The following is a 25,711-nucleotide window of genomic DNA, read 5'->3' on the forward strand; positions in this document are numbered from 1 at the left end:
CGCTTACTTAGACTGATGGCCATGAGCGCACCCACGGTCGACCTGATGGATTACTCGGATGTCATCGCCCGGTTCGAGCCGGTGCTCGGTATGGAGGTGCATGTCGAGCTCTCCACCGCGACGAAGATGTTCTGCGGTTGCCCGACCGGTTTCGGTGCCGAGCCGAACACCCAGGTGTGTCCGGTGTGCCTCGGTCTGCCCGGCGCGCTTCCCGTGGTGAACCACACGGCGGTGGAGTCGGCGATCCGGATCGGATTGGCGCTGAACTGTGCGATCACCCCCTGGGGGCGATTCGCGCGCAAGAACTACTTCTATCCCGACCAGCCGAAGAACTACCAGATCAGTCAGTACGACGAACCCATCGCTACCGATGGGCACCTGGATGTGGTGCTCGATGACGGCAGCACATTTCGCGTGGAGATCGAGCGCGCGCACATGGAGGAGGACACCGGGAAGTCGGTGCACGTCGGTGGTGCGACCGGGCGGATCCACGGCGCGAGCCATTCCCTGCTCGACTACAACCGTGCCGGTGTACCGCTGATCGAGATCGTCACCAAGCCGATCACCGGTGCGGGTGAACGGGCGCCGGAGGTGGCCCGAGCGTATGTGACGGCACTGCGGGATCTGCTGAAGGCTCTCGGGGTCTCCGATGTGAAGATGGAGCAGGGCTCGTTGCGCTGCGATGCGAACGTCTCGCTGATGCCCAGCGGAGCAACCGAATTCGGGACCCGGACCGAAACCAAGAACGTCAACTCGCTGCGCAGCGTCGAGGTGGCGGTCCGGTACGAGATGCGCAGGCAAGCAGCGGCGCTGGCCAGTGGCGCCGCAATCGTGCAGGAGACTCGCCATTTCCACGAGGCCGACGGCACCACTTCGCCCGGACGTCGCAAGGAGACCGCCGAAGACTACCGCTACTTCCCCGAGCCCGATCTCGAGCCCGTCGCCCCCAGTGCGCAGTGGGTCGAGCAACTGCGCGGCACCATTCCCGAGTATCCGTGGCTGCGCCGTGCGCGTATCCAGGCCGAATGGAACCTGTCCGACGAGGTGATGCGGGATCTGGTCAATGCCGGCGCGTTGGACCTGATCATTGCCACGGTCGACGCGGGCGCCCCGGTCAACGAGGCGCGTTCGTGGTGGGTCGCCTACCTCACCGAGAAGGCCAAGGAACGCGAGGTCGCCTTGGAGGAGCTGTCGATTACCCCGCGGCAGGTCGCGGAGGTGATTGCGCTCGTCGAGGCGAAGACGATCAACAACAAGATTGCCAAGCAGGTCGTCGATCTCGTGGTGGCCGGCGAAGGCGACCCGGTGGGGATCGTGGAAGCTCAGGGTCTCGGTATGGTCACCGACGACAGCGCGTTGCGGGCCGAGGTCGACAAGGCGCTTGCCGCCAACCCCGACATTGCCGACAAGATCCGCGCCGGCAAGGTCCAGGCGGCCGGCAAGATCGTCGGTGACGTGATGAAGGCCACCCGCGGCCGAGCAGATGCGGCGCGGGTACGCGAACTGGTGCTCGCTGCGTGCGATTGACACCGATCGCAATCCCACCGGGAATCGGGTGGATCATCGCGGGATCACTGGCGCGGTAGCCGTCTGTGGCCACCGCGCCTGATCTGTCAGCTCTCTTCGGCGGCGTCGGGCGAGTTCTGGAAGTACACGACCCGGTCGTCGAACGGGCCGGGCGAGCCATCGGTCTTGTTCACCGTGGCCACCCAGATCCCGCCCTCGGCGTCGGCGGTGGCGCCCCCGAGCTGTCCGTACTCGTCCTGCGCTCGCAGCGTCGGCGCTGTGGTCACCGCATGAGTCTTCTGATCCGCGACTACGAAAGCAAGGGCTTTCGCGTGAGTCAGCGAGATCGCCACCCCGTTGGTGGTCGCCGCGCAGCCGGCGACCCCGGGCCGGTCGGGCCAGGTCCATGCGGTGTCGATCGTCCCGTCGCCGGCGACGCGCCGCAACCGGTCCTGGGCGCCGCTGCGGTCGGTGATCCAGATGCGGTCCTTGCCGCCCACGCACACGTCCCCGGCTGTGCCGATTCCCGATACGGCGACTTCCGGCGGCGCGGCGCGGCCGGGCACGGGTGAGTCGACTCGCAAGAGTTTGCCTGCCAAGGATTCGGTGGATGCCGCCGCGTCCGGGTTGCCCGCATCGCCGGTCAAGACGAGCATCGTATCGGGAGAGACGAAGTCGATCGCCCCGCGGTTTCCGCTGGGTCCTTTCGGGATTCCGGTCAGGATGGCCTTCGGCGGGCCGTCGTCGGCGAGACGTACCACCCGGTTGTCGGTGGCCGTGGTGATGTAGGCGTACAGCAGACCGTCTTCGCGATAGGTCGGGGATACAGCGATGTCACTGAGCCCACCATCGGCCGAGCCGTCCACGTCGAGTTCGGCGACCACCATCACCTGCTGCCCTTGGACGATCGTAAGAATACGTCCGGTCCGGCGTTCGGCGACCAGGACGTTGCCGCCGGCAGCGACCAAGCCGCCGGTGGTTTCCAGGCAGGTGGCCGCAACCGCCGGGTCGGGATCGGCGCACGGCCCGGTCGGCCGGGACGGCGACTCGAATGGTTGGTTCGGTTCACTCGGTTCGATCTCGGCGCCGTGCACGGTCGGCTCCGGCGTGTATGGGCTGGACGTCGACTCGTCGAATCGGGCGCAGCCAGCCAGCAAGGTGGCGCAGAGCACCACGCTCGCCGCCACGCGACCCACGACAACCACACTCATGCTGGAGACGTTACGGGACATCTCGGCGTGAGTGCGCTCGCCGGGTGCGTAGTCTGCCGACACTGACACGCCGCGCCGCTGCGCTCGGTGCACACAGGTGCGGCATAGGGTGGTGGCCGTGACCGACAAGCCGAATGACGGACCTGGACTTTTGCACGCCGACGATTCTGCGTTGTCCACGGCTGAGCAGTCGAGAGTGTCGTCCACGGGTCGAGGAGGCAGCGGTGGGCGCGAGTCGCCGACCGATCTGCTCGACCGCACGAGGCCGGCCAAGCGGCCCAGATTGACCACGGATGTCCCGCGCACCGAGGAGGAACTCGGGCTCGACCCCGAGGTTCCGGCGTTCATCGAGGCCGGAAAAGACCAGGGCCCAGCCGAATCCGCTGCGACCGGGGTTACCGACACCCGGTCGGCGGACACGGCCTCGGGCGATACTGCGCTCACCGAAGCAGTACCCACCTATGAACCGGCGCCTCCCGATGAACCAGCACACGCATTCGACCATGCAGCGCTCACACTCCAAGACGCGGCGCCCGGACTTCAAGCCACAGCGCCCATTGCCGAAGACACAGCGCCCACACTCCAAGATGCAGCGCCCACACTCCAAGATGCAGCGCCCACATACGAATACGCCAGCATTCCACCCGCTCCGACTCCCCTACGGGGTAGCACTCGGATTCCGCACCCCGACCGGGAGATTCGGCGTGGCACGCTGGATCTCGGCCTGTTCATCATGCGTTTGGTGGTCGGCGGGTCGTTTCTCTACCACGGATTGCAGAAGCTCACCGGCTGGTTTCACGGTTCCGGCCTGGACGGCACCCGAACGATGCTCGAAGGTGGGGGCTGGAGCCACCCTACGCTGTCCACGATCCTGGTCACAGCCGGTGAAGTCGGCGGCGGCGCGCTGCTGATTCTGGGCCTCGCCACCCCGCTGGCCGCAGGAGCGATACTGGCTGTCGTTCTGAATGCGTGGGCGTGGAAACAGGGTTTGGTCCCCGGATTCCAGTATCACCTCGACCCAGGAGCAGTCGAAGTGGAGACTGTCCTGGCAGGCGCCACCCTCGCCGTCGTTCTGACCGGTCCGGGCCGCTGGTCCTTCGACCGCAACCGCGGCTGGGCCACTCGACCCTTCGCAGGATCGCTCGTGGTTGCGATACTTGCGGTCGCTGCCGCGGCAGGTACCTACTGGTATCTGCACGGCGGCAACCCGTTCGTCGGAATCGTGTTCGACTGAGTCGTGCTCGATACCGGCCCGGCCCAGGGTACGCCGCGCCGGTGTCGAGTCGGCGGTGTCGAGTGGGCGGTGTCGAGTCGGCTATGGCACGCGGCGGACGGCGCCCTTGTCGGCCGAGGTGGCAAGCGCGGCATAGGCGCGCAGCGCGGTCGTCACCGGTCGATCGCGACCGATCGGCTGCCACGGTCGTTCGGAGGCTTCCATTTTCGCGCGCCGCTCGGCGAGAACGGCATCGTCGACGAGGACGTCCAGGGTTCGCGAGGTGACATCGATTCGAATCTGGTCGCCGTTGCGCACCAGGCCGATGACTCCGCCGTCGGCCGCCTCGGGGGAGATGTGCCCGATCGACAGGCCGGAGGTGCCGCCGGAGAATCGGCCATCGGTGATCAGCGCGCACTTCTTGCCCAGGCCGGCGCCTTTCAGGAAGGCGGTGGGGTGCAGCATCTCCTGCATGCCGGGGCCGCCAGCGGGGCCTTCGTAGCGGACCACGATGACATCGCCCGGCTCGATCTTCCTGCCGAGAATGATCGACACGGCCTCTTCCTGCGACTCCACCACCACCGCGGGGCCTTGGAAGGAGAACAGCTCCTCGTCGATGCCTGCTGTTTTCAGCACCGCCCCGTCGGGAGCGATGTTGCCGCGCAGGACGACCAGGCCGCCCTCGCTGGTGTAGGCGTGCGCTGCATCACGGATACAACCGCCCGCGGCATCGGTGTCCAGCGCCGACCAACGATTGTCGGTGGAGAACGGCTCGGTCGTGCGCACACCACCCGGCGCGGCGTGGAAAAGTTCCAGGGCTTCCCGGGACGGTGAGTCGGCGCGGACGTCCCATGCATCGAGCCATTCGTCGAAGCTCGGGGTGTGCACGGTGGTGACGTCGGTCTCCAGCAGGCCGGCGCGGCGCAACTCGCCGAGGATGGCGGGGATGCCGCCGGCGCGATGCACGTCCTCCATATGGTAATCGGAGTTGGGTGACACTTTCGACAAGGTCGGCACTCGGCGACTGATCTCTTCGATGGTCCGCAGATCGAAGTCGATCCCGCCTTCCTGTGCCGCGGCCAATGTGTGCAGCACGGTGTTGGTCGAGCCGCCCATCGCGACGTCCAAGGCCATCGCATTGCGAAAAGCTTTGACGTTGGCGACATTCCGCGGCAGGACCGAGGCGTCGTCCTCGCGATACCAGCGATGGGCGATGTCCACGACCACGGTGCCCGCCCGCTCGAACAGCGCCCGGCGCGCGGAGTGGGTCGCGAGGGTGGAGCCATTGCCGGGCAGTGCGAGGCCCAGCGCTTCGGTCAGGCAGTTCATCGAATTGGCGGTGAACATCCCCGAACACGAGCCGCAGGTCGGACATGCCGACAGCTCGACCTCGGTCAGCCCCTCGGGCGACACCGCTGCATTCGCGCTCGCGGAGATCGCGGTGACCAGATCGGTCGGCGCGTGGGCCACTCCGTCGACGACGACGGCTTTACCCGCTTCCATCGGTCCACCGGAGACGAATACCGCCGGAATGTTCAGCCGCATCGCGGCATTGAGCATGCCCGGGGTGATCTTGTCGCAATTGGAGATGCAGACCAACGCGTCGGCGGTGTGCGCATTCACCATGTACTCGACCGAGTCGGCGATGATCTCGCGGGAGGGCAGCGAATAGAGCATGCCGCCATGCCCCATGGCGATCCCGTCGTCGACGGCGATGGTGTGGAACTCCCGGGGCACGCCGCCAGCGGCGCGTACCGCGTCGGCAACGATGTCGCCGACGTTCTTCAGATGTACATGGCCGGGAACGAACTGGGTGTAGGAATTCGCGATGGCGACGATCGGCTTGCCGAAGTCCGTGTCGGTCATGCCGGTGGCCCGCCAGAGAGCGCGGGCGCCCGCGGCATTGCGTCCGACGGTGGTGGTTCGTGAGCGAAGCGGTGGCATTTCGATGATCCTCGGGTCGCGGGGCCGACAAGCGACGGCGCAGAGCGCGCTCGGCGAATGTAGACGTTACCCCTGGCGGGTGGCGCGGTTGGTCGCTCGGTGTCGATCCCGGGGTTCGGGGTGTCGCGGCGAGTGGTGGTCCGAGTGGTGGTCACTGTGAGCGGCCTCGACGGTGTCACCGGAGATGCCGGACCGTCTATGGGGATAGCTACGAAGGAGGTTCACTACTCCGGGAAGATCATCCCATCACTCATCACCCAGCGCCGCGGTTTCGGAGAATATTCCTACCTGCCGGGGTCGGGCTTGTCGGCGTGGGCGTCGGCGTTCGCGCTCGTTGCGGGCGAGGTCGCGTCGGGCGAGTGGTCCGGCGGGGATTGCTCCGGCCGGGCGAACGGATCGGGAATGCGCCCGTCGGAGGCTTCGACCAATTCGCGTAGCCGGTCATAGCTCACTGCTGGCAACTTCACCTCGGTGCCGTCGGTCACATCGACGCGCACATACCCGCGCCGGGGTATCCGTATGCCGTTCACCTGAGCCCAGTCCAGGTGTCGAGAACCGAACAGCGTTCGCAGCTGCAGTCCGGCGGCCGACACCGTGGTTTGGGTCCGCAACACCCATGCCAGCACGACGACCGGGATCAGCAGCAACCACCACAAACCGGCCGGCCAGCCGACGAAGGCGAAGAAAACGCACATCAGCAAGATGAACACGCCGAGGAAAGCGAGCCGGGGAATGCGGATCACTCTGGTGTTCGTCGAGCTACCCGTCTCCGCCGTCTGCGCGGACGTATGGGACGATGCAAAAGGTGGCACGGGCTGATGCGGTGATGACACACCTCCATCCTCGCATCCTGGCGAACGGAGACAAGCATCCGTGCTGTCCCACATAATGGGACGCAACGTGTCAGCTATTTGACTCTGCGGTTCACATCCGCTTAACGTCGTGCGCGTGAACCGAAATGAGTTGCTCGTAACCGGCCGGCGCATCCAGCGTTGAGCCTGACACGCTGAGTCGAATACGTCAGCTCGCGTTGCGACGCGCCACCCTCGATAGGCCCTGTGCTGTCGAGGGCTTTTTTGTGTTCGGGCTACTTTGTGTTCGGACTACATGCCGAGCACGACGAAGCGCAAGCACACCGCATGTGTGGGGCCGGCACGTCCGGCTCGGGCCGCAAGGCTCAAAATCCGGGGTCAGAACGACTACCAGTGAGGAACGAAGACCGTGAGCGCACCTACCGCACGGCCCGGGCCCTCGGCCCGCAGGTCAGCGCCTTCGGCGAATCAGCAGGCCACGCCTGCTGTCAACGTGACGACGGCACCCAACCGCCGCCCGGTACCGCCTGAGCGGATCACCGGCGCGCAGTCGGTGATCCGCTCGCTCGAGGAGTTGGGCGTCGACACCGTATTCGGCATCCCAGGCGGTGCGATTCTTCCTGTCTACGATCCGTTGTTCGATTCGACCAAGGTGCGCCATGTGCTCGTTCGACACGAGCAAGGCGCGGGCCACGCCGCCACGGGTTACGCCCAGGCAACCGGCAAAGTCGGTGTGTGCATGGCGACATCCGGTCCCGGCGCGACCAACTTGGTCACCCCGATCGCCGACGCGCAGATGGACTCGGTTCCGATCGTGGCCATCACCGGCCAGGTCGGCCGCGGTCTGATCGGAACCGACGCGTTTCAGGAAGCCGATATCTCCGGGATCACCATGCCGGTGACCAAGCACAACTTTCTGATCACCGACGGCACGGACATCCCGCGCACCATCGCGGAAGCGTTCTACCTTGCCGCGTCCGGCCGTCCGGGTGCCGTGCTCGTCGACATCCCCAAGGATGTGCTGCAGAACCAGACCACCTTCAGTTGGCCACCGGAGATGCGCTTGCCCGGATACCGTCCGGTCGTCAAGCCGCATGGGAAACAGGTGCGTGAAGCTGCCCGGATGATCGGGGAAGCCAAGGCGCCGGTGCTGTATGTCGGGGGTGGCGTGGTCAAGGCCAACGCCTCGTCGGAACTGCTGCAGTTGGCCGAACTGACCGGCATCCCCGTGGTCACCACCTTGATGGCGCGAGGCGCATTCCCCGACAGTCATCGACTCAACATGGGTATGCCCGGCATGCACGGCACCGTGGGCGCAGTCGCGGCACTGCAGAAGTCCGACCTGCTGATCACTCTCGGTGCGCGCTTCGACGACCGAGTGACCGGTAACCTGGAATCCTTTGCGCCGGGCGCCAAGGTGATTCACGCGGACATCGATCCCGCTGAGATCGGCAAGAATCGCCACGCCGACGTCCCGATCGTGGGTGACTGTCGTGAGGTGATCATCGAACTCATCGAGACGTTGAAAGCCGATCCGACCGCGGGTGAAGCTCCGCTGTTGTCGTTGGACGAATGGTTGACCTACCTCGAGGGGTTACGGGCGGCCTACCCGTTGGGCTGGACTCCGCCGACGGACGGATCGCTGTCACCGGAGTTCGTCATCGAGTCTCTCGGCCGCTTGGCCGGGTCCGATGCCATCTACTGCGCCGGAGTCGGTCAGCACCAGATGTGGGCCGCCCAGTTCATTCGATACGAAAAGCCGCGCACCTGGTTGAATTCCGGGGGTCTGGGGACCATGGGCTACGCGGTTCCGGCCGCGATGGGCGCCAAGATGGGTATGCCGGACACCGAAGTGTGGGCCGTCGACGGCGACGGGTGCTTCCAGATGACCAATCAGGAGTTGGCCACCTGTGCGGTCGAGGGGGTCCCGATCAAGGTCGCGGTGATCAACAACGGCAATCTCGGCATGGTTCGCCAATGGCAGACGTTGTTCTACGACGAGCGGTACTCCAACACCAATCTGGGTACGCACTCCAAGCGCATCCCCGATTTCGTGAAGCTCGCCGAAGCCCTGGGCTGCCACGGCATCCGCGTCGAGCGCGAAGAGGACGTGGAGGCTGCTATTCGCGAGGCGCAGGCCATCAACGATCGTCCTGTGGTGATCGATTTCGTCGTCGGCGCCGATGCTCAAGTGTGGCCGATGGTCGCGGCGGGCACGAGTAACGACGAGATCATGGCCGCTCGGGGTATCCGGCCGCTGTTCGACGACGACGAGCACGCCGCCGAGCCTGCGGTGATCCACACGGCCGCATCGAATCGAGCAACGGTACCGAACCAGGCAGCGGGGTCGAACCAACAGGACAAGGTGAACAACGGATGAGCACCACTCACACCCTCAGTGTTCTCGTCGAGGACAAGCCGGGCGTGCTGGCGCGGGTTGCGGCGCTGTTCTCTCGCCGTGGGTTCAACATCGAATCGTTGGCCGTCGGTGGTACCGAACTTCCCGAGATCTCGCGCATGACCATCGTCGTCACCGTGGAGGACCTGCCGCTCGAACAGGTCACCAAACAGCTCAACAAGCTGGTGAACGTCATCAAGATCGTGGAGCAGGACGGCGACAGTTCGGTGGCCCGGGAACTGATCCTGGTCAAGGTGCGGGCCGATGCCAGCGTTCGTACTCAGGTGATCGAGGCCGTGGGACTGTTCCGGGCCAAGGTCATCGACGTGTCGCCGGACGCGCTGACCGTGGAGGCGACCGGAACCCGTTCCAAGCTGGACGCATTGCTACGCATGCTCGAACCGTACGGGGTGCGCGAGATCGTGCAGTCCGGTGTCGTTGCGGTGGGGCGTGGCCCCAAGTCCATCACGGCCACTCGATGACGCAGCGCGGCGTAGGACCGAATGCGCTGCACTCCCCGCAGATGCGGGACCGATCTCTTCCCGCGCACGCGGTGGCGATCGGATCCAGAACAATGCACATCACCACCGACGCACGCACGGTGCGCCCCGCCTCACAGCGGGGAGGATCCCGGAAGGAACCACAGTGACAATCGAAATGTTCTATGACGACGATGCCGACCTGTCGATCATCCAGAACCGAAAGGTCGCTGTCATCGGCTACGGCAGCCAGGGGCACGCGCATTCGCTGAGCCTGCGCGACTCCGGTGTCGAGGTACGAGTCGGCCTGGCGGAGGGCTCGAAGTCGCGTCCCAAGGCCGAAGAAGCCGGACTGACCGTCGGGACGCCGGCCGAAGTATCGGCGTGGGCCGATGTGATCATGGTGTTGGCGCCCGACACCGCCCAGGCCTCGATCTTCACCAACGACATCGCGCCGAACCTGAAGGCCGGCGACGCGCTGTTCTTCGGCCACGGCCTCAACATTCACTTCGGGCTGATCAAGCCACCGGCCAATGTCACCATCGGTATGGTCGCGCCGAAGGGGCCGGGCCACCTGGTACGTCGACAGTTCGTCGATGGCAAGGGCGTTCCGGCGCTGATCGCCATCGACCAGGACCCGAAGGGCGAGGGTCGGGCGCTGGCGCTGTCCTACGCCAAGGGCATCGGCGGTACCCGGGCCGGCGTGATCAAGACCACGTTCAAAGAAGAGACCGAAACCGACCTCTTCGGTGAGCAAGCAGTGCTGTGCGGCGGTACCGAAGAGCTGGTCAAGACCGGTTTCGAGGTCATGGTCGAGGCTGGCTACGCGCCGGAGATGGCCTACTTCGAGGTGCTGCACGAGCTCAAGCTGATCGTCGACCTGATGTACGAGGGCGGTATCGCGCGCATGAACTACTCGGTGTCCGACACCGCGGAGTTCGGCGGCTACCTGTCCGGTCCGCGGGTCATCGACGCCGATACCAAGAAGCGTATGAAGGCGATTCTCGCCGACATCCAGGACGGCAGTTTCGTCGAGCGTCTCGTCGCGAACGTCGAGGGCGGCAACAAGGAACTCGAGGCGCTGCGTGAGAAGAATGCCGAACATCCGATCGAAGTCACCGGCACCAAATTGCGTGGCTTGATGAGCTGGGTCGACCGGCCCATCACCGAGACCGCCTGATCACTGGATAGGCATATCCGGCGGTCCGCCTCGGTGTTCGCCAGCGGGCCGCCGGCGTTGTCCGGCGGCCCGTAGACTGGTTACCGATGAGTAAGTTGTTTGCTTCGGTCGATGAAGTGACCGGCCGCCTCCGTCAGGTCGGGTACCTCCCCTCGCTCGATATCGCGACCGCCGTATTCCTCGCCAGCCACCTCGACAAGCCCCTGCTGATCGAGGGCCCAGCCGGTGTCGGGAAAACCGAATTGGCCGCAGCCGTCGCGACGGCCACGGCCTCCGACCTCATCCGGCTGCAATGCTACGAAGGCATCGACGAGGCTCGCGCCCTGTACGAGTGGAACCACGCCAAGCAGCTTCTTCGCATCACGGCAACGGCCGACGAAGGCTGGGACAGTGCCCGCGACCACGTCTTCACCGAGGAGTTCTTGCTCGCCCGCCCATTGCTGGCCGCCATTCGCAATCCGCGCTCGACCGTGCTGCTCATCGACGAGCTCGACAAGGCGGATGTGGAGCTCGAAGGCTTGTTGCTCGAGGTACTCGGCGATCATCAGGTGAGCATCCCGGAATTGGGTACGGTTACTGCGGTCGGTACGCCGTTCGTCATCGTGACCTCCAACGCTGTGCGCGAGTTGTCCGAGGCTCTGAAGCGGCGCTGTCTGTATCTCCACATCGATTACCCGACAGCGGAACTCGAGCGGGCCATCGTGCGGATGAAGGTGCCGGAGTTGGACGAAGCACTCGCCGAACCCGTGGTTCGCACGGTCGCGGCCCTGCGTCACATGTCTCTGCGCAAAGCTCCGTCGATAGCCGAAACAGTGGATTGGGCACGGACTCTCGTCGCTCTCGGAACTCGCCGAGTGACCGGTACCGTCATCCGGTCGACGCTCGGCGTGTTGTTGAAGCATCGGTCCGACCACCACACCGCGCTGCAGCGGCTCGAGTTGCTCGACTCGGCCTCCGAGTCGAGGAGCGCCACATGGCCGTGACCACCCAGACGATGACCGAGCGGCTCGTCGAGTTCGTGGGCCTGCTGCGTGACCACGGGATCACCGCAGGTCCGAGCGAGACCATCGATGCAGCCGAGGCGATGGTCGCTCTCGGCCGTTCCGATCCCGAACGCCTGCGCTCCGGCTTGGCTGCCTGCCTCATGCGCCGCGCCGGCCAACGCGCGGTATTCGATCAGTTGTTCGATCTCTACTTCGGCGTCGCGCATCAGCCGCGGCCCGTCGCCGGATCGACCGACACATCCGTCGACGACCTGCGAACTCGACTGGTCTCGGCGCTGGCACACGACGATGTGCAGGCGGTCACCGAGCTCGCTCGCCGAGCGCTGACCGAGCTGGGTGGGTACGGCGGGGCAGGCGCTGGCCAGAGTGCGGGTCGGGTCACCACCGCGTCGGGGGCGGGCTGGTCGTCCTACCTGACGATGAAGGCCCTACGCCCAGAGGATCTGGTCGATCGAATCGCCGAGGGTATGAACGGGGCAGTCCACCTCGAGACCGCCGTGCGAACGATCGAAGCCGACCGCCGTCTCGGCGAGTTCCGTTCGGCGGTGCGCACCGAGGCCCGGATGCGTTCGGCACAGTTGCGCGGGACCGAATACATCGCGCGTCGCGGTGTCCAATCCAGCACCGACCAGATCGACTTCCTCGGCGTCCGCGAACACGACCTGGCCGAAATGCGCCGAGTTGTCCACCCGATGGCCCGGAAGCTCGCCACACGTCTCGCCGTCCGTCGTCGCAAGGCCGTTCGTGGCCAGATCGATATGCGCCGAACCCTGCGTCGCTCGATGTCCACTGGCGGTGTGCCCATCGACCCGGTCCTGCGCGCCCGCCGGCGCGGCCGCCCGGACCTCGTCGTCCTTGCCGATCTCTCCGGCTCGGTCACCGGGTTCTCCGAGTTCACCCTGCAGCTGATCCAAGCGCTGCAGGACCAGTTCAGCAAGGTCCGCAGCTTCGGCTTCGTCGACGCGTGCGACGAGATCACCGATTTCTTCACTCCCGGCGAACCGCCGGCTCCGGGAACGGCTGCCCGAATCGTCGGCGCCACCCGCGTCGCCCGCTTCGGTAGCTCCAACTACGGCGAAGCCTTCGGCATCTTCGTCGACACCTACCTCGATGCCCTCGGCCCGCGCACCTCTGTGCTCGTTCTGGGTGATGCGCGCACCAACCGCACCGATCCGAATCTCGCTGCCCTGCAGACCATGCGCGATCACGCCGCCCATGCGTATTGGCTCAACCCGGAACCGGCCCGTTCATGGTCGACCGGTGACTCCGCCGCCGCGGTGTACGCGCAGTGCGTCACCATGCACGAGTGCCGCAATATCGGACAACTCACCGAGGTGATCGCCCGGCTTCTGCCCGCGTGAGCAGGGGTGTGGCGCACAGGGCGCCGTCGAAGTCGCTCGCGACGACTCGCGCCTGCCGCCCTCGTTCAGCAGGTTCTCGGCTTCGGCCCGCGAGCCCTGCCGGTCGTCGTCGATTCGCCCGTGGAGCGGTGTGTGGCACGCAGAGGTGATCGAATCCAGCGCTGGTGAATCTCGGCCAGTTCCACCACTCTGTGTTCGTGCCGCGACAGTTCGCATGCCTCGGCCACACAAAACGCCTCCAGCGCATCGTGCGGGCCGCAGGGGCTGCCGACCGCACCGGTGACCACATCGACGAAGACGGCGAGTTCTCGGCGGTAGGCGACCCGAAAGCGGTCCATGAATTCCTGGTAGGGACGACCGATCGGCAGCCCGTGGTCGGGCTCGACGGACTCGAGCGGGGATCGGTGGTTCAGCCCCACCACGGCATTGCCCCGCGAGCCCAATGCTTCCAGGCGCACGTCGTATCCGGCGCCGTTGTAGCGCGTCATGGACACCGTGGCGAGAGTTCCATCGTCCAATCGCAGGGACACTGCGGCAGTGTCCACGTCCTCGGCTGCGGCGAAGGACGCCGCGCCGCGGTTGGCGCCCATGGCATATGCCTCGACGATCTCGTGGCCGGTCACCCAGCGGATCATGTCGAAATCGTGCACTCCGCAGTCCCGAAACAGCCCCCCGGATCGTGCGATGTATTCGCTCGGTGGTGGAGCAGGGTCCAGAGTGATGGTACGTATCGTGTGCAGCCAGCCGAGCCTGCCGGAGGCGATGGCCGCGCGTGCGGCGCGGTAGCCCGGGTCGAATCGGCGCTGGAAGCCGATCTGTACGGGAACAGCGGCATGTCGAAGGTGGTCGACCACCGCGACGGTGCCTTCGATGTCGACGGCGACGGGTTTCTCACAGAACACGGGGATGCCCGCGTCGACGGCGCGGGCGATGAGCGCCGGGTGGGAATCGGTGGCGGTGGCGACGACCAGGCCGTCGAGCTGCTCGGCGAACAGCGTGTCGATGTCAGGGGCGAATTCCGCGCCCAGGTCGGTGGCGGCGGCCCGGGCACGGTCGGCGTCGGCGTCGGCGATCACGACGGTGGCCACCGTCGGCAAGGTCGTCAGCGTCTCGGCGTGCACCGCGCCCATCCGACCGGCTCCGGCCAAGCCCAGTGTGACGGCTCGCTCGCTCGGCATCGACACCTGCTTCCCAATTCTCGTGTCGATGGACATATCTGCTGGTAGGGGCGGTACCATCCGGCGTGGGCGATGGTGTCGACCCGCTATGAACCACGCTACGTTGCTGGAGGGTCTCCCAGGCGGAACGAATCTGACATCGGAGGTCGGAGAAGTGTCGATGATCCGGTCGCGCTCTCGAGCGGCACGACATGGCGCCTAGCGGCGCCACCTCGCCCGTCGGCCAGGGCGGTGATGCGGAACGAGCCATGCAGGAGTCGGACTCGTGACCGAACTGGACGTGAGGACTTCGGCGGGACGTGGTGGATTCGGTGCCGCTGATCTGGGTAACCGGTACCGGCAGGACTTGCTGTGTGGTTGAGGTGGCGGGCGATACGACCGGCAGTCACGGAGGCGCGATGACCCTGCACTGGCCCGCGGGAACCTTGCGCCGCAACGGTGACCTGGTTCTCCTGAGCCCGGAGGATGCCGGATGGACCTATGCCGGGTTGTGGGTGCTGCGCATCGGGGCGGGTATGTCGCGCACGGTGAACACCGGGGAATTCGAGGCATTCGTTCTACCGTTGTCGGGCTCGTGCACGGTGCGCGTGGACGGTAGGAGTTTCACACTGGCCGGTCGGGATTCGGTCTTCACCCGGGTCACCGACTTCGCCTACATTCCACGAGATGCCGAAATGGAACTCGTCGCCGAGGGAGCCGGCCTCGAGGTGGCACTACCGATGGCTCGATGTGCGAATCGGCTGGAGCCGAAGTATGGCCCGGCGGAGCGGGTTCCGGTCGAAGTCCGTGGAGCTGGCCGCGCCACCCGGCAGGTCACCAACTTCGGAATACCCGGTGTATGGGACCACGCGGACAAACTGAACGCATGTGAACTGATCACCCCGGACGGCAACTGGTCGTCCTACCCGCCGCACAAGCACGATACCGCCGGCGACCAGGAGGTGATCAACGAGGAAATCTACTACTTCCGGATCGCCGGACGAGACGGGATCACGCCGTCGTCGGAAGGATTCGGCCTACACCGGACATACAGCTGCGACGGCGGCGTGAACGAGAACGTCGCAGTTCGTGACGGTGATGTCTTCCTGATACCGCATGGCTATCACGGGCCGTGTGTTGCCGCGCCCGGCTACCCTATGTACTACCTCAAAGTACTGGCCGGCCCGGCGCCCCAACGGTCGATGGCGTCTTCCGATGACCCGGCGCACAGCTGGGTACGTGCGCATTGGGGCGTCGAACCGGTGGACCCCCGGTGCCCGGTCACTACGCACAACGGGCGGACCGGATGAAGTCTGCGCAGTAGGTGGGATGCACATGTCGACGCATTGCGCTGTCCGACCCGGGTATCCCGAGCTATGCGCAAATCGTGGGCGCGGTCAACGAACTGAGCGGGCCGAGCGACTATGTGATGACCGCATCCGGCGGTCTGCCCGGAGAACTCGTCGGCGGTTGGCGTGCAGTCGGTGGCGCACCCACCATAGACGTGGAATACGGCTTCTCGTGCATGGGCTACGAAATCGCCGGCGCATGGGGTGCAGCGATGGCGCAGCGCGATCGGGCGGTGACGACACTCCTCGGCGACGGGGCGTATCTGACGTCGAACTCGGAATTGTTCTCGGCCGCCTTCGCTGGGCATCCGTTCGTCGCGGTGGTCTGTGACAACGACGGCTCTGCCGTGATCGCCCGTTTGCAGCAGAACCAGGGCTGCGCGGCGTTCGACAATTTCTACGCGAATTGCCTGACCACTCGACAATCTCCGCCTCGTGTGGATTTCGCCGGTCATGCCGCCGCCCTTGGACGTTCGGTTCTCACCGCACACGACGTGGACGAGTTCGGTGACGCTTTGGTGCAGGCGCGCGCGGCGGCGAAGGCCGGGGCGCATACTGCTGTCGTCGTTGTGCGAACCCAGCCGTCGACGTGGACCGAGACTGGGGCCTGGTGGGAGCTCGGGGTGCCGCCGGAATTGCCTGGGCGAGCGGACTACGACGAGGAGAAGCCGCGCCAGGTGCGCTACGTGCGACGGTGAATCACCGGCGATCCTCGGTGAGCGGTACCTCACAGTTGGTAGTGCTGAACGTGAGTAATTCGCCGGATCATGGCATCGTTGATGGACGAGACCAGGTTCATCGACTACACAACCTGGCTCGTCTACAGAAAGTATGAAATGGCTCAAGGCATTGTGAAGTGGTTCAACAGCGAGAAGGGCTTCGGCTTCATCGCGCAGGATGGCGGCGGTCCCGACGTCTTCGTGCACTACTCGGCTGTGAACGGCTCCGGCTTCCGGTCCCTCGACGAGGGGCAGCGTGTGAAATTCGACATCAGCCAAGGACAGAAGGGGCCCCAGGCTGAGGGCGTCACTGTTCTCTGATCGCGACGTGACTTTCGGAAGGCTCCGCACCCTCGAGGGTGCGGAGCCTTCCGCCTTTCTAGGCGTGCGTTCCGGCGTGGGGCGAGTCACCTCACCGGTCGTACCGCGCGACGCGTGTGGCCCTATTCATGTGCGCCTCGCCATGTGGGCCTCGCCATGTTGTTTCGATATGTGTAACGCCTTGTCGTTCGTCTCCGACACGCTTGCTGTAAGTCCAGTTCGACTGGATACCGCCTAGAGGAAGAGATTTTCCATGATCCCCGTAATCATCGACACCGGCAGTGCAGCGCTCAACGGTCTGCTCAACACCGGCAGCGCCGCAGTGCACGGAATTTTCGACACCCTCTGGACGGGTTCCTTCGGCGGCTGACCGATGTGAGGGTTCCCGCCGCTCGGTGGCGTGGACCGCGAAGGCCCCCGCGCCGCACGGCGCGGGGGCCTTCGTTGCTCTGTGGGGTGGGGCCCAGTGGCTGTGTGGGTGGATCCAGGTGCAGGGGGCGGCAGGGGCCGAAAACTCCGCGCACTAAGCTGGTCGGTGGTAATTGCCGCCCATTCACCAGGAGTAACCCACGTGAGCCACGCAGGCCGTCCGATAGTTCTGATCGCCGACAAGCTCGCCCAGTCGACCGTCGATGCGCTCGGTGACGGCGTCGAGGTTCGCTGGGTCGACGGACCCGATCGGCCAGCGCTGCTGGCCGCCGTGCCCGAATGCGACGCCCTGCTCGTCCGCTCGGCGACAACCGTCGATGCCGAGGTGCTCGAGGCCGCAAAGAACCTGAAGATCGTCGCCCGAGCGGGTGTGGGTCTGGACAACGTCGATGTGCCGGCCGCTACCGAACGTGGCGTCATGGTGGTCAACGCCCCGACCTCGAATATTCACTCTGCTGCCGAGCATGCGGTATCCCTGATGCTGGCTGCCGCCCGCCAGATCCCGGTCGCCGACTCGACGCTGCGCGAACACACCTGGCAGCGCAGCAAGTTCACCGGCGTGGAGATTTTCGGCAAGACCGTCGGTGTCGTCGGGCTCGGCCGCATCGGCCAACTGTTCGCTGCGCGGCTGGCCGCTTTCGAAACCAAAGTGATCGCCTACGACCCGTATGTCTCGCCCGCGCGCGCCGCACAGCTCGGCATCGAGCTGTGCAGCCTGGACGAGCTGCTCGAGCGCGCCGACTTGGTTTCCATCCACCTGCCGAAGACCCCGGAGACCAAGGGGCTCATCGGCAAGGACGCCATCGCCAAGACGAAGCCGGGCGTGATCATCGTCAATGCAGCTCGCGGCGGATTGGTCGACGAAGCCGCGCTGGCCGAGGCCATCGAATCCGGACATGTGCGTGCCGCGGGTCTGGATGTGTTCGAGACCGAGCCGTGCACCGACAGCCCGCTGTTCGGTCGTCCCGAAGTTGTGGTGACCCCGCATCTGGGTGCGTCCACTGCGGAGGCTCAGGACCGCGCGGGCACCGATGTCGCCAAGTCGGTGCTGTTGGCGATGGCTGGTGAATTCGTGCCCGGTGCGGTGAATGTCACCGGCGCCGTGAACGAAGAAGTCGCGCCCTGGCTGGACATCGTGCGCAAGCAGGGTGCGTTGCTCGGCGCACTGTCCAACGAGTTGCCGGTCAGCGTCGAGGTGCAGGTGCGTGGCGAACTCGCCGCCCACGAGGTCGCGGTGCTGGAGTTGTCGGCATTGCGCGGCATCTTCTCTGCTCAGGTGGAGGACCAGGTCACTTTCGTGAACGCGCCGGCCTTGGCCGAGGACCGCGGCATCACCACCGAGGTCACCACGGTGTCGGAGAGTCCGAGTCACCGCAGCGTGGTCGACCTGCGTGCCGTGTTCGGCGATGGCAGCGCTTTGAACGTCGCGGGCACGTTGACCGAGCCGCAGTTGGTGGAGAAGATCGTCAACATCAACGGCCGCAACTACGATATGCGCGCCGAGGGTCTGAACCTGGCCATTCTGAATTACGCCGATCGCCCGGGCGCGCTGGGCAAGATCGGCACCAAGCTCGGTGAAGCCGGGATCGATATCCTGGCCGCGCAGTTGACCCAGGATGCGAACAAGGAGGGCGCGACGGTCGTCTTCCGTGTCGCTCGTGACGTGCCCGCCGAGGTGCGGGCCGCGATAGCCGAGTCGGTCGGCGCGGCCAAGATAGTCTTGGTCGATCTGTCCTGACCAGGGTCTCGCGGCCTCGTCGGTCCGCTGCGGTGGTCGCGACCAGCACTATCGAACGGAGCATTGCCATGAAGCTTGCAGTCATCCCGGGCGACGGGATCGGGCCCGAGGTGATCGCGGAGGCACTCAAGGTGCTCGATGTGATCGCGCCCGGTGCGGAGAAGACCGAATACGATCTCGGTGCCCGGCGCTATCACGCGACGGGTGAGACCTTGCCGGACTCGGTGTTGCAGGAACTGAAGCAGCACGATGCGATTCTGTTGGGCGCGGTCGGTGATCCGTCTGTGCCCAGTGGCGTACTCGAACGCGGTCTCCTGCTGCGCACGCGGTTCGAATTGGACCACCATGTCAACCTGCGGCCGTCCAAGCTGTACCCCGGTGTGGCCAGTCCACTTGCGGGCAGTCCGGACATCGACCTCGTGGTCGTGCGTGAGGGCACCGAGGGACCCTACACCGGAACCGGTGGAGCGATTCGGGTCGGCACCCCCCACGAGGGCGCGACCGAGGTCAGCACCAACACTCGATTCGGCATCGAGCGTGTGGTGCGTTACGCGTTCGCCGAGGCGCAGAGCCGGCGCAAGCACCTGACCATGGTGCACAAGACCAATGTGCTGACCTACGCCGGGTCGCTCTGGCAGCGCACCGTGAACGAGGTGGCGACCGAATACCCGGATGTCGAAACAGCCTATGAACATATCGATGCCGCGACCATCCATCTGGTGAACGATCCCGGCCGGTTCGACGTGATCGTCACCGACAATCTGTTCGGCGACATCATCACCGACCTCGCCGCGGCAGTGAGTGGTGGGATCGGCCTGGCCGCCAGCGGCAATATCGACGCGTCGATGACGAATCCGAGCATGTTCGAGCCGGTGCACGGCAGCGCGCCCGATATCGCCGGCCAGTTCACGGCGGACCCGACTGCCGCGATCCTCTCGGTTGCACTGTTGCTCGGTCATCTCGGTGACTCCGTAGCGGCTGCCCGGATCGAGTCGGCTGTCGCCAAGGACCTGGCTGCTCGTTCGGGCGGTGTGTCGACCAAGGAAGTCGGTGATCGCATCGCCGCTGCGGTCTGATGGTCCGCCGACCCGGTTGCCCTGGGTGATCGAACCTTCGCCGAAGTAGCTCTCCGCATGGCGCTCCCCGCGTGCTCGGTGTGCGAGGCGCGTCCGGTGCGGGTGGATGAGTTCTGTTCGAGCATCCGGCCCGAGCGAATTCCGAACCCCTCGGTCGGGCGCGTTCGGGCAGGTGGCGGTGGGTCGATACACTTCCGGGCATGCGTTTAGGTCGAGTTGCCAGTCCCGAGGGAGTCGCGTTCGTCGGTATCGAAGGTGATGGAAGCGACAGTGTGGCCAAGGAGATCGCGGAACACCCGTTCGGCACACCGACATACACCGGGCGGAGTTGGCCGTTGGCCGATGTTCGACTGCTCGCGCCGATCCTGGCCAGCAAAGTTGTCTGCGTGGGCAAGAACTACGCCGACCATGCCGCCGAGATGGGTGACCCGGCGCCCGCCGATCCGGTCATCTTTCTGGTGCCCAACACCGCGATCGTCGGTCCCAACGCGCCGATCATCGCGCCGCCGAGTTCGGCTCGAGTCGACTTCGAGGGAGAATTGGCGGTCGTCATCGGTCGGCCGTGCAAGGATGTACCCGCTGCCCGGGCCCGAGATGTGGTGCTCGGCTACACCATTGCCAACGACGTGACCGCCCGCGACCACCAACAGCAGGACGGTCAGTGGACCAGGGCCAAGGGCTATGACACGTTTTGCCCGTTGGGTCCATGGATCGAAACCTCCGTGGACCCTTCGGATCTGGAGATCGTCACCGAGCTCGACGGCGAGGTGCGCCAACGCAGTCGCACTTCGCTTCTGCTGCACGATATTCCGAAGCTCATCGAATGGATAACCGCTGTGATGACCTTGCTGCCAGGCGATGTCATCCTCACCGGCACACCTGCCGGGGTCGGCCCGATGCGGGTCGGGCAGCAGGTGTCGGTAACTGTCGAGGGCATCGGAACCCTGACCAATCCCGTTGCCGCCAAACGTTGATCGAAAGAGAGCCATGACTGAAGTACGGGTCCGTTTCTGCCCGTCACCGACCGGAACACCGCACGTCGGTTTGATTCGTACGGCGCTGTTCAACTGGGCCTACGCGCGCCACCACGGCGGCGCATTCGTGTTTCGTGTGGAAGACACCGATGCCGCACGCGATTCCGAGGAGTCCTATCGGGCGATTGTCGACGCGTTGCGTTGGCTCGATCTCACCTGGGACGAAGGTCCCGAAGTCGGTGGACCCTACGGACCGTATCGTCAGTCCGAACGAAAAGATCTACACCTGGACGTGGTTCGGCGGTTGCTGGAAGCCGGGGAGGCGTATGAATCGTTCTCCACACCAGAGGAGGTCGAGGCTCGGCACCGGGCTGCTGGGCGTGACCCGAAACTCGGCTACGACAATTTCGACCGAAACCTGACATCCGAGCAGATCGACGCATACCGGGCCGCCGGGCGCCCGGCGGTGATTCGGCTGCGCATGCCCGAGACCGATCTGTCCTGGCGCGACCTGGTGCGTGGCGAGACCACCTTCAAGGCGGGTACGGTCCCGGACTTCGCGCTGACGCGCGGCACGGGCGACCCGCTGTACACCCTGGTCAATCCGGTCGACGATGCACTGATGCGGATCACTCATGTGCTGCGTGGGGAAGACCTGCTGTCGTCGACCCCACGGCAGCTCGCACTGTTTGCCGCGCTGCGCCGGATCGGAGTCGCCGACTTCACTCCGGAGTTCGGACACCTGCCCTTTGTCATGGGCCAGGGCAACAAGAAGTTGTCCAAACGCGATCCGGAGTCGAATCTGTTCGCCCACCGCGATCGGGGATTCATCCCAGAAGGTTTGCTGAACTATCTCGCCCTACTCGGATGGAGCATCGGTGAGGATCGGGAAGTGTTCACCATGGCGGAGATGATCGCAGCCTTCGATATCTCGAATGTGAATTCGAATCCTGCTCGTTTCGACCAGAAGAAGGCGGACGCGCTGAATGCGGAGCATATCCGTTTGCTGGAGCCCAGTGATTTTGCCCACCGGCTGCGGGAATATTTCACCTCGCACGGTCTGTTCGGGGCCCGAATAGACGAAAAGACATTCGGCGCGGCGGCGGCACTTGTGCAGACTCGGATCGTGGTGCTGGCCGACGCTTGGAAGCTGTTGCGATTCTTGCTCGCGCCGGCGGACGAGTTCACGATCGACCCCGATGCGGGCGCCAAGAATCTCGGCTCCGGCGCGGACGAGATATTACATACGGCAATTGCCGAGTTGGCGCCGTTGCCGGAATGGACCGCGGCGGCGATCGAAGAGGCATTGAAGTCGGCGTTGGTCGATGATCTGGGCCTCAAACCACGTAAGGCATTCGCACCGGTGCGCGTCGCTGTGACGGGTTCGCACATCAGTCCGCCGCTGTACGAGTCGCTGGAACTCCTCGGGCGTGACCTCACCCTGGATCGGCTGCGCTCGGCGGTGGGCTGGGCCGCGGCGGACCACGTGCCCTCCTAGTCGCAGAAATGCAGTCTTGACCAGGCGATTTGTCATTCTGCGGTAGTTTTTTGGTACGCTTCTCCCCGGCCCGGAACACGGTCTCGAGTCGGCCAAAGGAGAGACCGAGTGCCTGGCCATTGGGGTATGGTGTAATTGGCAACACAGCTGATTCTGGTTCAGCCATTCTAGGTTCGAGTCCTGGTACCCCAGCGGAGTGTGTTGTTCGACTTCGGTTCGCGGCCGAAAGCAGTGCAGCATCCGGCGATTTGTTTCGCGGGGCTTCGGCCGGTTAGGCTAGCGGGGCCTCCTGATCAACAGATCACCAATGGCGCTCCTCGCGACAGCGAGCAGCAGTCCTGGCCCCGTCGTCTAGCGGCCTAGGACGCCGCCCTCTCAAGGCGGTAGCGCGGGTTCGAATCCCGTCGGGGCTACTCGTGTGGAGGGCTCGTACTCGGTGAGTACGAGCCCTCCACTGTTGTTCCACGTGCCCTGCGGTCCACTGTCCGTCGGGTGAGCCCGGGTCATTCCAGCGCATGCGCTGTGGTGCCGCCCAAGGGCATGGGGGGAAGCGCGAGCTTGCGGTGATCCCAGCTGCGCATGCGTTCCGGGACGACCCGAACGGCCACCCGTTTGTTGAGCATCGCCTCCACCATCGGGCGCGCCTGGTCGGTGTAGGGTCCGGTATAGCGTTCCCAGATGCTCACACCGACGGCGAAGAGCAGGTCCGGGTCGTCGACGACCTCGGCGCGGCCCTCGATCGAAACTCCTCGTAGCTGATCGTAGGTATCACCGGATTCGACCATGCACGCGATCCGGGGATCACGGCGCAGGTTCACCGCCTTCTGCGACTTGGTCTTGGTCTCGAACCAGATCTCGCCGTCGATGAGCGCGTACCACATGGCGGTCAGGTGCGGTATGCCCTCCGGCCCGACCGTTGCCAGCGTCGCGATCCGGCTGCGCTGCAAGAAATCGGCGATTTCGGTCTCGGACATCACGATCTGTGCCCGCTGTTTGGCTCCCATGGGGCAACTGTAGAGAGTTCCGGCCCCGGCGTGTCAAAAGGTCAGCGTGTCAAAGGGGTCGCATGTCAAAGGCGTTTGTGGAGCGCTTCGGCTGCCGCGACCAGATCGGCCGCCCAGCGGGCACCCGGCCTGCGGCCCATCCGGTCGATCGGACCCGAGACCGACACGGCGGCCACGACGTGGCCGGCGGCGCTACGCACAGGCGCGGAAACGCTGGCTACGCCCGCTGCGCGTTCGGCAGCGCTCTGTGCCCAGCCTCGCTTGCGCACCTCGGCCAGGGCACGCTCACCGAACACCGCATCGGCGATTACCGCGTGCTGCAGGTCGGAGTCCGCCCATGCCAGCAGTATCTTGGCCGCCGAGCCTGCAGTCAGCGGCAACCGCGCTCCGATCGGTACGGTGTCGCGCAGTCCGACCGGGGGCTCCAGCGCCGCGACGCAGATACGCGCATTCCCGTCACGGCGATAGAGCTGGACGCTCTCACCGGTGATCTCGCGCAGGCGCGGAAGAACCGCTGCCGCGGCGTCGAGTAGCGAGTCGTTGGCGCTGATCGCGAGCTCGCCGAGGGCGGGTCCCGGTCGCCAGACCCCGTTGTTGTCGCGCGCGAGCAAGCGATGTGCTTCCAGGCCGACGGCAAGGCGATGCGCCGTGGCGCGGGGCAAGCCCGTGCGGGCGACCAGTTCGTTGAGGCCGGAGGGATGCTCGGCAACGGCATGGAGGACCGCCATTGCTTTGTCCAGCACGCCGATGCCGCTAGGCTGTCTCATGAAACGATACTAGCGTCTCGAATGTTGAGAAATCCATCATCGCCGATTCCGATGCATTCGGGCGTCACTATCCCAGGTTGTGCAGCTGTGTCCGAGTAGGCGCCGGGCGACCGGAACGGCTGCTTCGTCCGAAAGGTGATCGACCATGGCCGAACCGCGCACGCTTGCCGAGAAGGTGTGGGACCAGCATGTCGTCGTTCGTGGGGCCGGTGAAGGAGCCTCACGTGAACCCGACTTGATCTACATCGACCTACATCTCGTACACGAAGTGACCAGTCCCCAGGCCTTCGACGGGTTGCGCGCCGCGGGCAGACGAGTGCGACGGCCCGATCTCACCATTGCCACCGAGGATCACAACGTCCCGACCGTCGATATCGACCAGCCGATCGCCGACCCGATTTCGCGCACCCAAGTCGAGACGCTGCGTCGCAATTGCGCGGAATTCGGTGTGCGGCTGCATCCGATGGGCGACCTGGACCAGGGCATCGTGCACGTGGTCGGGCCACAACTCGGATTGACCCAGCCGGGGACGACCGTGGTGTGCGGAGACAGCCACACCTCGACCCACGGTGCGTTCGGTGCACTTGCGATGGGTATCGGCACCTCGGAGGTCGAGCATGTGCTTGCCACGCAGACGCTCTCGCTGCGCCCGTTCAGGACCATGGCGGTCACCGTGGACGGCGTCATGCCCGACGGCGTGACGAGCAAGGACTTGATTCTGGCGATCATTGCGAAGATCGGCACCGGGGGCGGTCAAGGCTACGTCCTCGAATACCGGGGCGAGGCGATTCGCGCCATGTCGATGGAGGCGCGAATGACGATCTGCAACATGTCCATCGAGGCCGGTGCTCGCGCCGGCATGATCGCGCCGGATGCGACGACCTACGCATACCTCGCGGGGCGGCCACACGCACCGAAGGGAGCGGACTGGGACGCCGCGGTGGCGGCATGGGACGAGCTGAAGACCGACGAGGACGCTGTTTTCGATGCGGAGGTGCACATCGATGCCACCGAGTTGACCCCGTTCGTCACCTGGGGGACCAATCCGGGCCAAGGTGCGCCGTTGGGCGACACGGTTCCCGACCCGTCCGCCATGTCCGCCGATGCGGCGCGAGAGTCCGCGCAGAAGGCGCTGCGTTACATGGATTTGGAGCCGGGTACTCCGCTTCGAGACGTCGCGATCGACACGGTATTCGTCGGTTCGTGCACCAATGGTCGTATCGAGGATTTGCGGGCGGTAGCCGGGATTTTGAAGGGCCGTCGCGTCGCCGACAGGGTGCGAATGCTGGTTGTACCGGGCTCGATGCGGGTTCGCGCACAAGCGGAAAAAGAAGGACTGGGCGAGATTTTCACCGCGGCCGGTGCCGAATGGCGGCAGGCGGGGTGCTCGATGTGTCTGGGAATGAATCCCGACCAGCTCGCACCGGGGCAGCGTTGCGCGTCCACCTCGAACCGCAACTTCGAGGGCAGGCAGGGCAAGGGAGGCCGTACCCACCTGGTTTCTCCCGTCGTCGCGGCCGCTACAGCGGTCCGTGGAACTCTCTCGTCGCCCGCAGATCTGGACTGATTGC

21 protein-coding genes and 2 tRNA genes are annotated in these 25,711 nt (G+C 65.3%); 17 read left to right on the plus strand and 6 right to left on the minus strand.

Annotation, left to right across the window (positions count from 1 at the left end):
• The first annotated feature begins 15 nt into the window (after positions 1-15).
• Positions 16-1,527: an Asp-tRNA(Asn)/Glu-tRNA(Gln) amidotransferase subunit GatB gene (gene gatB, locus K940_RS0103780; protein WP_028476431.1), complete on the plus strand. Its 1,512-nt coding sequence runs from the start codon at positions 16-18 to the stop codon at positions 1,525-1,527.
• A gap of 86 nt (positions 1,528-1,613) precedes the next feature.
• Here the strand turns inward: gatB and K940_RS26860 are convergent, their stop codons facing one another.
• Positions 1,614-2,717 carry a PQQ-dependent sugar dehydrogenase gene (locus K940_RS26860; RefSeq protein WP_051406876.1) on the minus strand — a complete coding sequence of 368 codons (1,104 nt, stop codon included), beginning with the start codon at positions 2,715-2,717 and terminating at the stop codon, positions 1,614-1,616.
• 118 nt (positions 2,718-2,835) lie between these two features.
• Here K940_RS26860 and K940_RS0103790 point away from each other — a divergent pair, with 118 nt between their 5' ends.
• The gene (locus K940_RS0103790; protein ID WP_028476432.1) at positions 2,836-3,951 is read left to right on the plus strand and encodes a DoxX family protein; all 1,116 of its coding nucleotides are present in this window, start codon (positions 2,836-2,838) and stop codon (positions 3,949-3,951) included.
• A gap of 81 nt (positions 3,952-4,032) precedes the next feature.
• Here K940_RS0103790 and ilvD read toward each other — a convergent pair whose 3' ends face one another.
• Both ilvD and K940_RS26865 read right to left on the minus strand, forming a co-directional pair.
• A complete protein-coding gene (ilvD, locus tag K940_RS0103795; protein ID WP_028476433.1) occupies positions 4,033-5,874 on the minus strand; it encodes a dihydroxy-acid dehydratase in 1,842 nt (613 codons plus the stop codon).
• A gap of 284 nt (positions 5,875-6,158) precedes the next feature.
• Positions 6,159-6,617 (minus strand): PH domain-containing protein, encoded by a 459-nt coding sequence (locus K940_RS26865; protein ID WP_231390234.1) that lies wholly within the window; start codon positions 6,615-6,617, stop codon positions 6,159-6,161.
• A 478-nt stretch (positions 6,618-7,095) separates the two neighbouring features.
• Here K940_RS26865 and K940_RS0103805 point away from each other — a divergent pair, with 478 nt between their 5' ends.
• The 5 genes from K940_RS0103805 to K940_RS0103825 all read left to right on the plus strand — a co-directional run bounded on the left by K940_RS0103805 (position 7,096) and on the right by K940_RS0103825 (position 13,108).
• Positions 7,096-9,066 (plus strand): acetolactate synthase large subunit, encoded by a 1,971-nt coding sequence (locus K940_RS0103805; RefSeq protein WP_028476435.1) that lies wholly within the window; start codon positions 7,096-7,098, stop codon positions 9,064-9,066.
• On the plus strand, positions 9,063-9,566 hold the full coding sequence (gene ilvN / locus K940_RS0103810) for an acetolactate synthase small subunit (RefSeq protein ID WP_028476436.1): 504 nt from the start codon (positions 9,063-9,065) through the stop codon (positions 9,564-9,566). Before K940_RS0103805 ends, ilvN begins: the two co-directional genes overlap by 4 nt.
• Positions 9,567-9,741: 175 nt before the next feature.
• Entirely contained in the window at positions 9,742-10,743 is a 1,002-nt protein-coding gene (gene ilvC, locus K940_RS0103815; RefSeq protein ID WP_196812099.1) for a ketol-acid reductoisomerase, read from the plus strand.
• A gap of 86 nt (positions 10,744-10,829) precedes the next feature.
• Positions 10,830-11,726 (plus strand): MoxR family ATPase, encoded by an 897-nt coding sequence (locus tag K940_RS0103820; protein WP_028476438.1) that lies wholly within the window; start codon positions 10,830-10,832, stop codon positions 11,724-11,726.
• Positions 11,717-13,108: a VWA domain-containing protein gene (locus tag K940_RS0103825; protein ID WP_036527431.1), complete on the plus strand. Its 1,392-nt coding sequence runs from the start codon at positions 11,717-11,719 to the stop codon at positions 13,106-13,108. Before K940_RS0103820 ends, K940_RS0103825 begins: the two co-directional genes overlap by 10 nt.
• A gap of 65 nt (positions 13,109-13,173) precedes the next feature.
• Here K940_RS0103825 and K940_RS26870 read toward each other — a convergent pair whose 3' ends face one another.
• Positions 13,174-14,286, minus strand: a complete 1,113-nt coding sequence (locus K940_RS26870) for a Gfo/Idh/MocA family oxidoreductase (protein ID WP_155980739.1) — start codon at positions 14,284-14,286, stop codon at positions 13,174-13,176.
• 398 nt (positions 14,287-14,684) lie between these two features.
• Between K940_RS26870 and iolB the strand changes: the two genes are divergently transcribed.
• The 9 genes from iolB (at position 14,685) to K940_RS0103885 (ending at position 22,782) form a co-directional block, all read left to right on the plus strand.
• Positions 14,685-15,575 (plus strand): 5-deoxy-glucuronate isomerase, encoded by an 891-nt coding sequence (gene iolB, locus K940_RS0103835; RefSeq protein ID WP_028476440.1) that lies wholly within the window; start codon positions 14,685-14,687, stop codon positions 15,573-15,575.
• 77 nt (positions 15,576-15,652) lie between these two features.
• Positions 15,653-16,312, plus strand: coding sequence for a thiamine pyrophosphate-dependent enzyme (locus K940_RS0103840; protein WP_231390235.1), 660 nt, complete (start codon positions 15,653-15,655; stop codon positions 16,310-16,312).
• 138 nt (positions 16,313-16,450) lie between these two features.
• Positions 16,451-16,654 (plus strand): cold-shock protein, encoded by a 204-nt coding sequence (locus K940_RS0103845; RefSeq protein ID WP_028476442.1) that lies wholly within the window; start codon positions 16,451-16,453, stop codon positions 16,652-16,654.
• Positions 16,655-17,225: 571 nt separating this feature from the next.
• Complete coding sequence (serA, locus tag K940_RS0103860; protein ID WP_028476443.1) at positions 17,226-18,821, plus strand: phosphoglycerate dehydrogenase; 1,596 nt, start codon at positions 17,226-17,228, stop codon at positions 18,819-18,821.
• Between the two features lie 68 nt (positions 18,822-18,889).
• Entirely contained in the window at positions 18,890-19,897 is a 1,008-nt protein-coding gene (locus K940_RS0103865) for a 3-isopropylmalate dehydrogenase (RefSeq protein ID WP_028476444.1), read from the plus strand.
• Positions 19,898-20,097: 200 nt separating this feature from the next.
• Entirely contained in the window at positions 20,098-20,871 is a 774-nt protein-coding gene (locus K940_RS0103870; protein WP_028476445.1) for a fumarylacetoacetate hydrolase family protein, read from the plus strand.
• A gap of 13 nt (positions 20,872-20,884) precedes the next feature.
• Complete coding sequence (gene gltX / locus K940_RS0103875; protein ID WP_028476446.1) at positions 20,885-22,369, plus strand: glutamate--tRNA ligase; 1,485 nt, start codon at positions 20,885-20,887, stop codon at positions 22,367-22,369.
• A gap of 120 nt (positions 22,370-22,489) precedes the next feature.
• Positions 22,490-22,561, plus strand: a tRNA-Gln gene (locus K940_RS0103880).
• A 148-nt stretch (positions 22,562-22,709) separates the two neighbouring features.
• A tRNA-Glu gene (locus K940_RS0103885) sits at positions 22,710-22,782 on the plus strand.
• Positions 22,783-22,872: 90 nt separating this feature from the next.
• On the opposite strand, the gene K940_RS0103890 is transcribed toward K940_RS0103885, so the two are convergent.
• Both K940_RS0103890 and K940_RS0103895 read right to left on the minus strand, forming a co-directional pair.
• Positions 22,873-23,373 (minus strand): PPOX class F420-dependent oxidoreductase, encoded by a 501-nt coding sequence (locus K940_RS0103890; RefSeq protein ID WP_028476447.1) that lies wholly within the window; start codon positions 23,371-23,373, stop codon positions 22,873-22,875.
• Positions 23,374-23,438: 65 nt separating this feature from the next.
• Complete coding sequence (locus K940_RS0103895; RefSeq protein WP_028476448.1) at positions 23,439-24,140, minus strand: IclR family transcriptional regulator; 702 nt, start codon at positions 24,138-24,140, stop codon at positions 23,439-23,441.
• Between the two features lie 145 nt (positions 24,141-24,285).
• Between K940_RS0103895 and leuC the strand changes: the two genes are divergently transcribed.
• Complete coding sequence (gene leuC / locus K940_RS0103900) at positions 24,286-25,707, plus strand: 3-isopropylmalate dehydratase large subunit (RefSeq protein ID WP_028476449.1); 1,422 nt, start codon at positions 24,286-24,288, stop codon at positions 25,705-25,707.
• The last annotated feature ends 4 nt before the right edge of the window (positions 25,708-25,711 follow it).

It is taken from the genome of Nocardia sp. CNY236 (genome assembly GCF_000482385.1).
GTDB lineage: Bacteria > Actinomycetota > Actinomycetes > Mycobacteriales > Mycobacteriaceae > Nocardia.

Coding starts and splice junctions, on each gene's coding strand:
- gatB (WP_028476431.1), top strand. CDS start 16: ATGGCCATGAGCGCACCCACGGTCGACCTGATGGATTACTCGGATGTC.
- K940_RS26860 (WP_051406876.1), bottom strand. CDS start 2,717: ATGAGTGTGGTTGTCGTGGGTCGCGTGGCGGCGAGCGTGGTGCTCTGC.
- ilvD (WP_028476433.1), bottom strand. CDS start 5,874: ATGCCACCGCTTCGCTCACGAACCACCACCGTCGGACGCAATGCCGCG.
- ilvN (WP_028476436.1), top strand. CDS start 9,063: ATGAGCACCACTCACACCCTCAGTGTTCTCGTCGAGGACAAGCCGGGC.
- ilvC (WP_196812099.1), top strand. CDS start 9,742: ATGTTCTATGACGACGATGCCGACCTGTCGATCATCCAGAACCGAAAG.
- K940_RS0103820 (WP_028476438.1), top strand. CDS start 10,830: ATGAGTAAGTTGTTTGCTTCGGTCGATGAAGTGACCGGCCGCCTCCGT.
- K940_RS0103825 (WP_036527431.1), top strand. CDS start 11,717: ATGGCCGTGACCACCCAGACGATGACCGAGCGGCTCGTCGAGTTCGTG.
- K940_RS26870 (WP_155980739.1), bottom strand. CDS start 14,286: ATGCCGAGCGAGCGAGCCGTCACACTGGGCTTGGCCGGAGCCGGTCGG.
- iolB (WP_028476440.1), top strand. CDS start 14,685: ATGACCCTGCACTGGCCCGCGGGAACCTTGCGCCGCAACGGTGACCTG.
- K940_RS0103845 (WP_028476442.1), top strand. CDS start 16,451: ATGGCTCAAGGCATTGTGAAGTGGTTCAACAGCGAGAAGGGCTTCGGC.
- K940_RS0103865 (WP_028476444.1), top strand. CDS start 18,890: ATGAAGCTTGCAGTCATCCCGGGCGACGGGATCGGGCCCGAGGTGATC.
- K940_RS0103870 (WP_028476445.1), top strand. CDS start 20,098: ATGCGTTTAGGTCGAGTTGCCAGTCCCGAGGGAGTCGCGTTCGTCGGT.
- gltX (WP_028476446.1), top strand. CDS start 20,885: ATGACTGAAGTACGGGTCCGTTTCTGCCCGTCACCGACCGGAACACCG.
- K940_RS0103890 (WP_028476447.1), bottom strand. CDS start 23,373: ATGGGAGCCAAACAGCGGGCACAGATCGTGATGTCCGAGACCGAAATC.
- K940_RS0103895 (WP_028476448.1), bottom strand. CDS start 24,140: ATGAGACAGCCTAGCGGCATCGGCGTGCTGGACAAAGCAATGGCGGTC.
- leuC (WP_028476449.1), top strand. CDS start 24,286: ATGGCCGAACCGCGCACGCTTGCCGAGAAGGTGTGGGACCAGCATGTC.